This window comes from Nakamurella lactea DSM 19367, assembly GCF_000426645.1.
Classification (GTDB): domain Bacteria; phylum Actinomycetota; class Actinomycetes; order Mycobacteriales; family Nakamurellaceae; genus Nakamurella; species Nakamurella lactea.
In genome coordinates, this window is record NZ_AUFT01000012.1 from 241,174 (window position 1) to 253,749 (window position 12,576).

Genomic DNA, 12,576 nt, shown 5'->3' on the forward strand with positions numbered 1-12,576 from the left:
ATTTGGCCGCATTGCGGAATGATGACGCCGCGCTGACGGCAGGGACCGACCCGGTCCCTGCCGTCAGGCGGCGGCGCAGAATCGGCTGGGGCTACTTCGGCCGTCGGGCATTGATGTCGCTCGAGAGCTTCCTGGTCACCTTGGTCATCGGGTTCATCGTGTTCTCGCTGGTGCCGTCGGACCCGGCGCAGTCGCTGGCCAGGGCGCAGTCCGTGACTCCGGAGCAGATGGCCGATCTGCGGGCACAGCTGGGCCTGGACCAATCGATCGTCGTGCGGTTCTTCCACTTTCTCAGGAACGTCCTGACCGGGAACTTCGGCTACTCCTGGGAGTACCGGCAATCGGTGGGCAGTCTCATCGGGTCGGCCATCGGACCGACCCTGCTGCTGATGGGCACCGCGACGCTGATCTCGGTGGCTCTCGGGCTGTGGCTGGGTGTTCGAGCCGGCTGGAAGCCGGGCAGCAAGTTCGACCGGTTCTGGACCGGCACGGCCGTGACGTTGTGGTCGGTCCCGACGTTCTGGCTCGGCATGATGCTGTTGGTCGTCTTCAGTATCGGCGTCGGCCCGATTCCGAGCCTGTTCCCGGCAGGCGGGATGAGCGATCCGACAGTCGACGGGCACGGCATCGCGCACATCCTGGACGTCGCCCATCACCTGGTGCTGCCGTGTCTCACCCTGGTCGCGGTGACTTTCGCACAGAACCTGATGATCATGCGTTCGTCGTTGGTGGACGAGTTGGGTAACGCCTATCTCACCACCGCCCGGGCCAAGGGGTTGCGAGACGCGGAGGTTCGGCAGCGCCATGCGGTGCCGAACGCCATGCTGCCGGCCATCACGGTGATCTTCCTGCAGGTGGGCGGGCTGGTCGGAGGTGCGATCGTCACCGAGACGGTGTTCTCCTGGCCGGGGCTCGGCCTGCTGGTCTACAACGGCATCAAAATTCCCGATCTACCGCTGCTGGAAGGAACGTTCGTCATCTTCAGTGGATCCGTCATCGTGTTCAATCTGATCGCCGACCTGCTCTACCGCGTGCTCGACCCTCGGGTGCAGGGATGACGGACTCGGTCCCGGACGCGGTGGATGCGCGAGTAGCGGCATCCGCCCCACCCCTCGGCAGGCCGCCGGCCCGGTTCGCCGGGCTCCGCCGGCGAGCGGTGCAGTTCTTCACGATGCCGACCGGCTTCTTCGGTGCCGCCATCCTCGTCATCGTCATCGGCACCGCGTTGTTCGCGCCGCTGATCGTCTCGCCGGCCGACCTGGACGTCACCAAAGTCAGTGGGCCGTCGCTGAACCCACCGCTCGCGGGTTATCCGTTGGGCACGGACCAGGCCGGCCGGTCGGTGCTGGACCTGGTCATCTGGGGTACCAGGTCCTCGCTGGTCGTCGGCCTGATCGCGACCGCTCTGACGGTGGTGGTCGGCACCACGATCGGGCTCGTCGCCGGGCACTACGGTGGGTGGATCTCCCGACTGCTCATGCAGGTCACCGACTGGTTCATCGCGCTTCCGGGCCTGCCCCTGGCCATCTCGTTGGCCGCGGTGCTGGGTCAGGGAAACGCGTCGATCATCATCGCGATCGCCGTGACGTCCTGGACCGGAACGGCGCGGCTGGTCCGCGCGCAGACGTTGGCCGTCAGCGCCCGCCCGTTCGTCGAGCGGGCCAAGGCGCTGGGAGCCGGGGACGGCCAGGTGATGCGTCGGCAGATCCTGCCCAGTGTCGTCCCCATCGTGCTGGTCACCAGCACGCTCAAGATCGCCGATTCGATCCTGTCCGCGGCCACCCTGACCTTCCTGGGGCTGGGCAACCCGATGGACGTGTCCTGGGGTTCGATCCTCAACAGCGCGCTCGGTCAGGGCGCCCTGACCGCCGGTGCTTGGTGGTACCTGATTCCGCCTGGAGTAGCCATTCTCATCGTCGTACTCGGATTCACCCTGTGCGGCCGGGCGCTCGAGACGATCATCAACCCGCGGACGGAGACCGCGCGATGAGCGGCACCCACGAGCCTGCCGAGGGGGCGGGGCCAACGCCGCCACTGCTGGAGATCTCCGACCTGCGGGTGTCCTACGAGGTCGGCAGCCGCAGCGTCAAGGCGGTTCGTGGCGTCGATCTGCTGGTGCGGTCCGGTGAGGCGCTCGGGATCGCCGGCGAATCAGGGTCCGGCAAATCGACGCTGGTGATGAGCTTCCTGCGACTGTTGCCGGCAACGGCAACCGTCACCGGCCGGGTGAGCTACCACGGCGAGGACATCCTGACGATGAACTGGGGGCGGGTGCGGGCCGTCCGCTGGGCCGGCGCCTCGATGATCTTCCAGGGCGCCATGTCGGCGCTGAATCCGGTACGGACGATCGCGACGCAGATCAGCGAGCCGATCCTGCTGCACGAGAAGGTCAGTCCCAGGACGGCACGGGCCAGGGCCGCGGGTCTGCTCAGCGATGTCGGCCTGCCGGCCACGCGCCTGGACGCGTATCCGCACGAACTCTCCGGTGGCCAGCGGCAGCGCGCGATGATTGCCATGGCCCTGGCCTGCGACCCGGATCTGATCATCGCCGACGAGCCGACCACGGCGCTGGATGTCATGGTCCAGGCGCAGATCCTGCAGCTGCTCAAGGATCTGACGGCGAACAGGTCGGTCGGGCTGGTGATGATCAGCCATGACCTGTCGGTGTTGGCCGAGGTGTGTGACCGGCTCGCGGTGATGTACGCGGGCTCGATCTGCGAGATCGGTCCGACCGGCGAAGTACGGACCGACCCCAGGCATCCGTACAGTGCCGCGCTGTTGGACGCATTCCCCGTCATCGGTGATCCGGCTTCGCGCCGGCAGCCGCGCGGCTTGCCGGGGGACCCGCCGGACGCCACCGCCACCGCGCCCGGCTGTCCCTTCGCGCCGCGCTGTGCGGTGGTGATGCCGAGCTGCGCCGATCACGAGATCGAGCTGTGGCCGGCGGGTCCGCAGCGTCAGTCGTCATGCCTGCGGGTCCTCCCGGAGTTCGCCGCCGACCGACCGAACGTCAACCAGAGACCCGATGGCGCAATGGCATCCGTGACCGAGAGGAATCCAGGCAGGTGAGCGCTGCAGCGATCGAGGTGCCCGGCCCGGCAGACGTCCTGGAGGCGAGGAACCTGCGGGTGACGTTCTCCTCGCGGCGGTCAGCGGCGCCCGCGCGGGCCGTCGACGACGTGAATCTGGCTCTCGGCCGGGCCGAGATCATCGCGCTGATCGGGGAATCGGGGTGTGGGAAGAGCACGCTGGCCCGCGCGCTGGTCGGTTTGGTCAAACCGCAGGGCGGGCAGGTGATCAGCCAGGGCGCGCCGCTCAAGTACTCCAAGGCGGCGTTGCGGCAGCATCGCCGATCGGTGCAGCTGGTGCTGCAGGACCCGGCCGGAGCGCTGAACCCGCGGCACACGGTCTACGACCTGGTCGCCGAGGGGCCGAGGCTGCACGGCCTGACCGGCAACCTGTACGAGCGGGTGTGCACCGCACTGACCCAGGCCGGACTGCGCCCGCCGGAGCAATTCCTGGCCAGGTACCCGCATCAGCTTTCCGGCGGCCAGCAGCAGCGGGTCGTCATCGCCGGTGCCCTGGCGCTGGAGCCTTCGGTACTGGTTGCCGATGAGCCGGTGTCGTCGTTGGACGCCTCCGCGCGGGGGGAGGTGTTGCGGCTGCTGATCGATCTCCGCGACACCCTCGGCCTCTCGGCACTGGTGGTCAGCCACGATCTCGGACTGGCCTGGAACATCGCCGACCGGGTCGCGGTGATGTATTTGGGCCGCATCGTCGAGCTGGGAACGGTGGAGGAGGTGCTCCTGCGGCCGCAGCATCCCTACACCCGGGCCCTGTTGTCGATCCTTCCCGGGCGCCGCTCAGCCCAAACTCTCACCCTGTTGCAGGGCGAGGCGCCGGACCCCGCCGCCATCCCCGGCGGCTGTCGGTTCCATCCCCGCTGCCCGCTGTACGCCGAGAAAGCCGACGACCCGCGCGCCCAATGGTGTCGAGAGCGCGACCCGCAGGTGCTGCCCGCGCTGTCCGACTCGCACCTGGTCGCCTGCCATTTCGCCGCGTCGGGCGCTCCGGACAACCCCACGGCGCCCCCTGCTTCCGCGGTCGGCGCATGACCGCGGACGCGCTGGTCGGCGGCACGCTCGTCGACGGCACCGGCGCGCCCGCGCTGCGCGGCGACATACTGCTGCGGGACGGCGTCATTGCCGAGGTCGGCGACATCGGGCCACTGCCACCGCAGACCCGGGTCCACGACGTGTCGAACCGGTGGGTGGCGCCCGGCTGGATCGACGTTCATTCGCACGGCGACGACTCGCCGCTGTTCCCTGACCACGATGGATCAAAGGTCTTGCAGGGCATCACCTCCGAGGTGGTCGGCAACTGCGGATTCAGCCTCGCGCCGCGGACGCCCGAGCACCAGGACACCCTGAACGAACACCTGGAGCGGATCTTCTCGCCGGTCAGCTGGGACGGCAGTTCGTTCGGTGACCTGCTCAAGGTGACCGACGGGCGCGGCTATGTCACCAACTACGCGCCGCTGATCGGGCACGGGACGCTGCGGGTGGCGGTGGCCGGGTTCCGCCCCGGTCCACTGACCGCGCCCGAGCTCCGCGCGATGCTGGAACTGACCAGCGACGCGATGGCGGCCGGCGCCGTCGGCGTGTCCTCCGGGCTGATCTATCCGCCGGGTGCGTTCGCGGACACCGACGAACTCGTCGCGGTCGCCACGGTGGTGCGGGAGGCAGGCGGCATCTATGCCTCGCATGTCCGGGCCGAGGGGCGCGGCCGGATGACGGCGATCCGCGAGGCCATCGAGATCGGCCGGCGGAGCGGGGTCAGGGTGCAGGTCTCCCATCACAAGGCCAAGGGACCCGAGCAGTGGGGGACCATCGAAAACTCGGTGGCCGCGGCCGAGTCCGCCCGCGCCGAGGGCATCGAGATCGGGTTCGACGCCTATCCCTACGATGCCTCCGCCACCACCCTGGCCGCCTGTCTGCCGCCCGACCTGTTCGCGCTCGACGATCTGTCGCTGCTGGCCGAACTCGCCCGCCCGCAGATCATCGACCGGCTGCGCACCGAGCTGGCCGACACCGGGTGGGACAACCACGTCCACGACAGTGGTGGGTACCAGGGCATTCTGGTCAGCAACACCGCAGACGGCCGGTTCGAGGGGCAGACGCTGGCGCAGCTGGCGGATCGGCGCGGCACCGACGGCGCCGAGGCGCTGGTGCACGTGTTGCGCGAGGAACGGCTGCGTGCCGGGATGGTGGCCTTCGCGATGACGGACGCCGACGTGCAGACCGCGTTGCGGGCGACGTACACCGCTATCGGATCGGACAGCGCGGCGGCCGGCAGCGGGCGGCTGGGACATCCCCGTGCCCGCGGCACGTTCGCCCGGGTATTGGGAAGGTACAGCAGGGATCTCGGGCTGTTCGGCCTCGAGGAGGCCGTTCATCGGATGACGGGCCTGCCCGCGGACTGGTTCCGACTGCAGGGGGTGGGCCGGCTTCAACGCGGGTACGCCGCTGACGTCGTGGTGTTCGATCCGGCGACGATCGCCGACCGGGCGACCTATGCCGATCCCGACAGGTATCCGGTGGGGATCGATGAGGTGTTCGTCTCAGGTCGGCATGTCGTGCAGGCGGGCGTCTTCACCGGGGCGACGGCGGGCAGGCGGTTGCGACTGGGACGGACGGCGGCGTTGGCAGCGGGCGATCCGGCCGGCCGATGACGGGCCGGCCGGTTCGTCACTCAGTCCTCGTCGACGTAGATGCTCAGCGTGCGAGTCAGCTTGCGCCGCTTGTCGATCCGCCGTCGGGCGCCCTTGGCGCTGGCGGTCGCAAGCGCCGTCAACACATGAATGGCCGCGACCACGGCGGTCGGGGAATCCTCGTCCGGCGTGTTCTCCGTCGGGACCACGACGTTCACCGACGCGATGGAACAGATCGGTGCCTCAAGGCTGTCGGTGACCGCCACCACGGCGCCTCCGCCGGCGCGGAACTGCCGGCTGAACTCGACGGTGTACCGGCGATAGCGCTGAACCGAGAACGCGATCAGCACGTCGGTGTCCCGCAGGTCCGCCAGGATGTCCAACGGCCGGACGATCGCGCCGTCGATGAGCGTGACCTGCGACAGGCCGGCCGAAAGATCCCCGGCCAGCAAGGTCGCGTAGGCGAAGGACTTGCCTTCGCCGATGACGAATCTGCGCCGTGCCGCGACGATCAGCCCGGTGGCCCGCACGGCGGTGCCGTCCTCCTCGATCCGCTTGAACGTGTTGTCCAGGATCCGCCGCTCCCGCTCGATGATGCGGCGTTGCAGGGCCGTCGACGCCGCCCCCCGACCGGCCGGCCGGCGAGCGGGCGCCGACGGGTCCTGATCCGTATGAGTCGTTTTCTTGGTGCGCCCTGGCATCATCGCGCTCCTCGCTCGGGTCTGTTGATCTCGTGGCGGCAAGATCGTGATGTATTGCACTCTAATGCATTTGCGTCGACTTGTGGCGTCGACGCGGCGGGTCACCCGGCCGTCCGAGTGGGTGCGTCACGGACAGACATACGATTCGTAAGATCCAAGCTTACCGTGCGATGACGGACAGGACGCGATGACCGACCGAATCGAAGAGATCCTGCGGGATGCGCAGCAGGACAGGACATTCTCCTGCGCGGCGTGGTCCGTCGGCACCGCCGACCGGATCGATTCCGCCGGCGTCATCGGCGAGCTGTTCTGGGGCGGCCCGTCCGCCGACGCCGACACGCTGTGGGATCTGGCATCGGTCACCAAGCCCATCGTGGCGATGGCCGTCATGGCGCTGATCCAAGATGGTCGCCTGACCCTGGACGACTCCGTCGGACTGCATCTGCGGGAGTATCGGGGAACCGACAAGGAGCAGCTGACCGTGCGTCAGCTACTCACCCATACCTCTGGATTTCCCGGCGGCCTGCCGATGTACCGGTGGTGCGCGAGCCGGCAGGCGGTGCTGGACGAGATCCGGGGCGTATCCCTGAAATTCGCGCCCGGGACTGATGTGGAGTACAGCTCGCAGGGCTTCATCGTGCTCGGCCTGATCGCGGAGCTGGCGGCCGGAATGCCGCTGGATGAACTGGTGCGGTGCACGGTGACCGGGCCGGCCGGGATGCCGGCCACCAGGTTTCGCCTCGATCCGGCGGACCGGGCATCGGCGGCCGCCACCGAGGACTGTCCGTGGCGCGGCGGCGTCGTGCAAGGGACGGTGCACGACGAGAACGCCGAGGTGCTCGGCGGTGTCGCCGGCCACGCCGGGCTGTTCGCCTCGCTCACGGATCTTCAGATGCTCGGGCAGCTGCTCTGTCGTGGAGCGCGTGGCGAGGACACAGAGGTGATGTCGGCCAGAACCCTTGCCACCATGATCGCCCCGGCCACCGACCACCTTCGGCTGCGCCGCTCCTTGGGTTGGCAGGGCCGCGACCCTGCGATGAGTCCGGCGGGCGACCTGGCCGGCTCAGGCACGTTCGGGCACACCGGCTTCACCGGGACGACCGTGTGGGTCGACCCGGATGCGGGCCGGTATGTGGTGCTGCTGACCAACCGGGTGCATCCGACCCGCCGCAACGGTCAGCTGCCCCGGATCAGGCGCCTGGTGCACAACGTTGGATTTGGCCGGCCGGGCGGCACCGACTAGCCAGGTCAGCTACTCGGCCCGGCGGATCAACTGGATCTTCGACCGGGTGAACAAGGCAGCCAGGCCGAACGCAACAGCGGGCAGCGCGATCACCAGGATCGCGAGCTGCGGCCACGGCACCAGCATGCCGACCTCGCCGCCATTGAGGTTCTGTAGCAACCGGTAGATCCCCCAGGACACCAGCAGCCCGGAGGCGGCGCCCAGCAGGCACCCGACCCCGGTGGTGGTCAGCGCCGACCAGCCGGACAGCGTGCGTCTCAGGTTGGCGGACGCACCGACCGCCGCGTAGGTGGCGGAATCGTCATCCGCGTCGACCACGCCCAGCGCCGTCACCACCAGCACCACCCCGATGATCAGGGCGACGGCGATCCAGAGAATCAGCCAGACCGAGGGGAATTCACTGGTCCAAGGCGGCAACCCGGTCTCGACATATACCGACAGTGACAGGCCGGCGGCTTCTCCGGTGGCACTGAGCGACTCTGCCTCGGCCCTGGTTGCGGAAGCCGTCTCGACCACGAAGCCAGGAGCGCCGGCCATCGCGTTCAAGGACGCGAGAGCCGCGGGTGGAACGATGGCGATCACCGGGCTCAGTGCCCATCGGCCCAGCACCGCCGGCGCGGATCCGGCCGGGTGATAGGTGGGCTTGTCCGCGTTGTTCGGCCACTCCATGGTCGAGATCGAGAACTTCCCCTTGTCGAAATAGTGCCGATCCAGCACCACCACTTTCCCGGCAGTCAGGGCGGAGTCGGCGGCCGGATCGTCGACGCCGGTGAGCAACCGGCGGTAGGTGGCGTCACCGACCACGATCGACGGCATCGACGACTGACCGTTGCTGACGGCGATGTGGCCCTGCTCGGGCGTCAAGGCGGAGAACGACATCCCCGCGCAGCGAATATCAGTTGCGGCCGCAGCGCTTTCACCGGCATCCGGAACCGTGATGTCGCGGTCGACGTAGGAAGAGCCGTTGGCGGGCGAGTACCACGGACAGCGATAGTCTGCCGCTTCGGTCGGCACCACCTCCTCGCTCTGATGGCCGACCACCGCAAGGCGGTTCGCGACCGCCGACGGTGCACCGGGCCAGAGGCGCTCGACCAGGCCGTCGACCGCACGTTCGGCGCGGTCGCGACCGTCCGCGGTCACTGCACCGTCCGGCGCCGTCGAATAACTGGTCCCGGTGACGATGCCGGTACGGAGCGCAGGCCGGTACTCGGTCTCCTGCTGAGCATTCATCGTATGGATCAGTACGGCGGCCAAGACGGCGCCGGTGCTGGCGACCAGAATGGTGGCCACCGCGCCGGTACTGCGTCCGCGATGCCGGGCGGTCGACCGGAGCGCCATCCGCGGCGTGGTCGGCAACACCCTGCCCAAGCGGGCGAACAGCGCGATCAGTTGCGGCGTGCCCACCACCAGGCCGAGCTGGATGGCCACCAGTCCGGCGCCGATCCAGAGCGAACGCTGCCCGGTGACGTCGCTTCGGGCCATGCCGGTGATCTCCGCAGGGATCGACCTCGAAGCGGCCCACACCACCACGATCACGCCGACGCCGGCCAGCACCAGCCCGAGCAGTGAGATCATTCCCGGCCGTTTCGGCGGTTTCGCTCGACGGGCCAGGGCAGCGATCGGATCCGTCCGCAAGGCGGTGACGGCCGGCCACGCCGCCGCCAGCACGCTGGTCACTGCGCCAATGCCGGCGATCAGCGCCAATTCACCGAAACGCACTGTGACGCCAGGGAAATCGATGCCGGTCCACTTGGTGAGCGGGTGTTGGATCCAGACTCCGATCAGTGCGCCGATGGCGGTGCCGAGCATCGATCCGATCACTCCGAGCAGCACTCCGGACCCGAGTACCACTCCGGCGATGTGTTTCGGGGCCGCGCCGGTCGCGGCGGCCAGGCCGAGCTGCCGGCGCATCTTCCGGGCGGCGATGGCAAACGCCGGTCCGGAAAGGAAGACCACCTGGGTCAGCCCGAGCACCACCAGGATCACCGCCGCGGCGAGGCCGATGGCCGCCCCCGAGTCGTAGGGCTGCTCCGGGACGAACGGGGGATCGAGGGCGACTGCCCGCGAATACACCTGAATCCCGACGGCGTTCAACTGCTGCACCAGATCCCAGCCGATCGGGACGGGGCTGGCGACCAGATACCGAGGGCCGTTCCACTGAGCCACGCCGGCGACGGCGTTCGCTTGACCGACAACGGCTTTCACCGGCGTCGAGCCATGCACGGTCGCCTCGACGAGACCGACCAGCCGGTAGTCGCGGGCGGGTGCGCCGACGCTGATCGTGTCGCCGACGGCGACTCCGAGCTCGGCGGCCAGTGCTGGCGTCAGCGTGAGCTGGTCCGGGCCGGCTGCTGCGGTCCCGGCCGTCACCCGGTAGCGGTCGCCGGCGGCCGGGCTGGCCAGGTCGAGCAGATCGGCGTCGGCCATCCGATACCGAATGCCGTCTGCGCTGATCGGAGTGTTGCCATGATCCCAAGGAGTCACCGACGATCCGGCCGGCAACAGGGCCAGAACCTCGGACGCCGAGCGGAGCGGGGTCTGCCCGACATCGACCATCGCCGGGTCGCCGGGACCGCCTTCGAACGTCGCGGTGGCCGCCGGCCGCGCAGACTTGTCGACCGCAACGAACTGGCCGGCCCAGGTGTCGGCGGGGGATTGGTCCGTCGACGCCGCACCCAGCGGCGCCCAGAGGTAGGCCGATGACCCGGCGAGTTGGCCGCGGACGGAGATCTCGGGCGTGCCCTGCTGCGATCGCAGCAGTACATCGGCGGCGCCGATCACCAGCACCGGCAACGCCACCAGCGCGACGATCAGCAGCGAACGGCCCTTGTGCCGCACGGCGTCCCGCCAGGCCAGCAGCAGTAGGATCCGCAGCCGGTTCATCGACTGTGCGCCAGCAGTTCTTCGGCGGAGTCGACTCCTGCGGTGTCGATCACCGTGCCGTCCCGCAGGAAGATCACCCGGTCCGCCCAGGCGGCGAAGCGCGCGTCGTGCGTCACCAGCACCACTGCCGAGCCGGCGTCTGCCCTGCCGCGCAACACTTCCAGCACCGCCTCGCCGGTGTGCGAGTCCAGCGCCCCGGTCGGCTCATCGGCCAGCAGGAGCCGTCGCTTGCCGATGATCGCTCTGGCGATCGCCGTCCGCTGTTGTTGGCCGCCGGACATCTCGTCCGGGAACCGATCGGCCAGATCCTGGACCTCGAGCTCGGCCAACGCCGCCATCGCCTCCGTGCGCGCAGCCTTGCGTCCGGTGCCGTCCAGTTCCCGTGGCAGTGCCACGTTCTCGGCCGCGGTCAGGGTCGGGATCAGGTTGAAATCCTGGAACACGTAACCGATGTGCCGACGCCGGAGCGCTGCCCGCCCCGACACGGACAGCGCTCCGACGTCGGTGCCCTCCACCCGGACGGTGCCCGAGGTAGGAGTATCGAGCCCCCCGGCCAGATGCAACAGGGTCGATTTCCCGGATCCGGAGGGGCCCATCACCGCAACGAATTCGCCCGCGGCAATGGATATCGTCAGCCCGTCCAGCGCGCGCACCTCGGCGTCCCCGGATCCGTGCACCCGGACCACGTCCCGCAATACCAGGACCTGCCCGGTGTGCTCGGGTGGGCGATGTTTGCCGGCTTCGATACTCATCGGGTTGTCCCTTCGGTCGCCTGCGGGTCTTTCACCGAATCGCCGTCCGCCGCGCCGGAGGTGTTACCGGGCTTGGTCTTTCGGGTTCGGCCATGTCGGACCAGTGAGGCCTCGCAGTGGTCGAGCCAGCGCACCTCGGCTTCGGCGGCGAAGATCAGCGACTCCGCCACCAGGCGCCAGGACAGGTCGTCCGGGTCGGACTGTCGTTTGACCCTGGTCAGATCCTGCAGGTGCCGGATCGTTTCTCGGCGCTGGGTCTGCAGGATCGCCGTCGCGTCCACCCCAGGGGTGGTGATCGCCAGGGCGATCTTGATGGCGAGTTCGTCCCGTGGCCGGTCGGCATGCGCTACTGGGGTGTCCCACCAGCCGCTCAGTTCAGTGCGTCCGGCGTTGGTCAGCCGGTACATGGCGCGGCCGTCACCGTCGGTGCCGATGCCCTCGATCAGGCCGTCACGGTCGAGCCGGGCGAGGGTGGTGTACACCTGCCCGATGTTCAGCGGCCAGACCGATCCGGTGGCGGATTCGAAGCGGGAACGCAGCTGGTAGCCGTAGGCGTCGGCGTCGGAAAGCAGGGCCAGGAGGCCGTACTTGATGGACATACTGCGTATGCATACCGGGTATGGTCTCCGGCGTCAAGGACCAGCTGAAACGACACGGCGTGTCGCTTCAGCGCTGGGGATCGATCTCCCGCATCTGCCGCTCGTAGTCGGACTCCTGGGCCTGGATCGCATCGAAGATGCTCTCCAGGGCGCCCAGCTGCTCGTCCGACAGCGGGTCGAACAGGCTGGCCCGCACCGTTTCCGCGTGCAGCGGAGCGACCTTCTTCAGCCGTTCGAGCCCCGCATCGGTGAGGCCGGCGATCTGCCCACGCCGATCGCCCTCGGCCTGCTCGCGGCGTACCCAGCCCAGGGCTTCCAACCTGGCGACGGCGTGACTGAGCCGGGACTGCGAGAACCCGACGATCTCCGACAGCCGGTTCATCCGCATCTGCCGGTCCGGCGCCTCGCTCAGCATGGCCAACACCAGGTAGTAGGCGAACGGCATCCCGCCGTGCTGCTGCATGTCACGTTCGATGCGCGCATCGACCATCCGCCACATCGCCAACCAGCGGCGCCACACCACCTGCTGCCGGTCGCTGAGCCAAGGGCCGTTCTCGGCGTCGGTGCCGGCCGGTTCGAAGCCAGGGTCGTCGTCGCTCACGGCGTCTCCCCGCTCGTTCCTCGCGGGTTGACCCCGCTCAGTGCCGATGGTTCGTCCCCGCGTTCCGTTGCTGCGCAACGGTCCGCG

General features: G+C 68.9%; 11 protein-coding genes. 6 read left to right on the forward strand and 5 right to left on the reverse strand.

The window, feature by feature from the left end:
• Window positions 1-2: 2 nt before the first annotated feature.
• The 5 genes from K340_RS30140 to K340_RS30160 are packed head-to-tail and all read left to right on the forward strand — an operon-like array spanning window position 3 to window position 5,731.
• Complete coding sequence (locus tag K340_RS30140; RefSeq protein ID WP_211229440.1) at window positions 3-1,058, forward strand: ABC transporter permease; 1,056 nt, start codon at window positions 3-5, stop codon at window positions 1,056-1,058.
• The gene (locus K340_RS30145) at window positions 1,055-1,990 is read left to right on the forward strand and encodes an ABC transporter permease (protein WP_084614460.1); all 936 of its coding nucleotides are present in this window, start codon (window positions 1,055-1,057) and stop codon (window positions 1,988-1,990) included. Before K340_RS30140 ends, K340_RS30145 begins: the two co-directional genes overlap by 4 nt.
• Entirely contained in the window at window positions 1,987-3,069 is a 1,083-nt protein-coding gene (locus tag K340_RS30150; protein ID WP_051266331.1) for an ABC transporter ATP-binding protein, read from the forward strand. The genes K340_RS30145 and K340_RS30150 overlap by 4 nt, the downstream gene beginning before the upstream one ends.
• Entirely contained in the window at window positions 3,066-4,115 is a 1,050-nt protein-coding gene (locus tag K340_RS30155; RefSeq protein WP_051266333.1) for an ABC transporter ATP-binding protein, read from the forward strand. The genes K340_RS30150 and K340_RS30155 overlap by 4 nt, the downstream gene beginning before the upstream one ends.
• Complete coding sequence (locus tag K340_RS30160) at window positions 4,112-5,731, forward strand: N-acyl-D-amino-acid deacylase family protein (protein ID WP_037364682.1); 1,620 nt, start codon at window positions 4,112-4,114, stop codon at window positions 5,729-5,731. The genes K340_RS30155 and K340_RS30160 overlap by 4 nt, the downstream gene beginning before the upstream one ends.
• Window positions 5,732-5,751: 20 nt before the next feature.
• On the opposite strand, the gene K340_RS0114370 is transcribed toward K340_RS30160, so the two are convergent.
• Window positions 5,752-6,411, reverse strand: coding sequence for a MurR/RpiR family transcriptional regulator (locus K340_RS0114370; RefSeq protein WP_029137226.1), 660 nt, complete (start codon window positions 6,409-6,411; stop codon window positions 5,752-5,754).
• 187 nt (window positions 6,412-6,598) lie between these two features.
• Between K340_RS0114370 and K340_RS0114375 the strand changes: the two genes are divergently transcribed.
• Window positions 6,599-7,654 (forward strand): serine hydrolase domain-containing protein, encoded by a 1,056-nt coding sequence (locus tag K340_RS0114375; RefSeq protein ID WP_029137227.1) that lies wholly within the window; start codon window positions 6,599-6,601, stop codon window positions 7,652-7,654.
• 9 nt (window positions 7,655-7,663) lie between these two features.
• On the opposite strand, the gene K340_RS0114380 is transcribed toward K340_RS0114375, so the two are convergent.
• From K340_RS0114380 to K340_RS0114395, 4 genes are all read right to left on the reverse strand, one after another.
• Window positions 7,664-10,537, reverse strand: coding sequence for an FtsX-like permease family protein (locus K340_RS0114380; protein ID WP_029137228.1), 2,874 nt, complete (start codon window positions 10,535-10,537; stop codon window positions 7,664-7,666).
• Entirely contained in the window at window positions 10,534-11,289 is a 756-nt protein-coding gene (locus tag K340_RS0114385) for an ABC transporter ATP-binding protein (protein ID WP_051266335.1), read from the reverse strand. The genes K340_RS0114380 and K340_RS0114385 overlap by 4 nt, the downstream gene beginning before the upstream one ends.
• Window positions 11,286-11,888 carry a PadR family transcriptional regulator gene (locus K340_RS0114390; protein WP_029137230.1) on the reverse strand — a complete coding sequence of 201 codons (603 nt, stop codon included), beginning with the start codon at window positions 11,886-11,888 and terminating at the stop codon, window positions 11,286-11,288. Before K340_RS0114390 ends, K340_RS0114385 begins: the two co-directional genes overlap by 4 nt.
• A gap of 67 nt (window positions 11,889-11,955) precedes the next feature.
• Window positions 11,956-12,489 (reverse strand): MarR family winged helix-turn-helix transcriptional regulator, encoded by a 534-nt coding sequence (locus K340_RS0114395; RefSeq protein ID WP_051266338.1) that lies wholly within the window; start codon window positions 12,487-12,489, stop codon window positions 11,956-11,958.
• Between the last annotated feature and the right edge of the window lie 87 nt (window positions 12,490-12,576).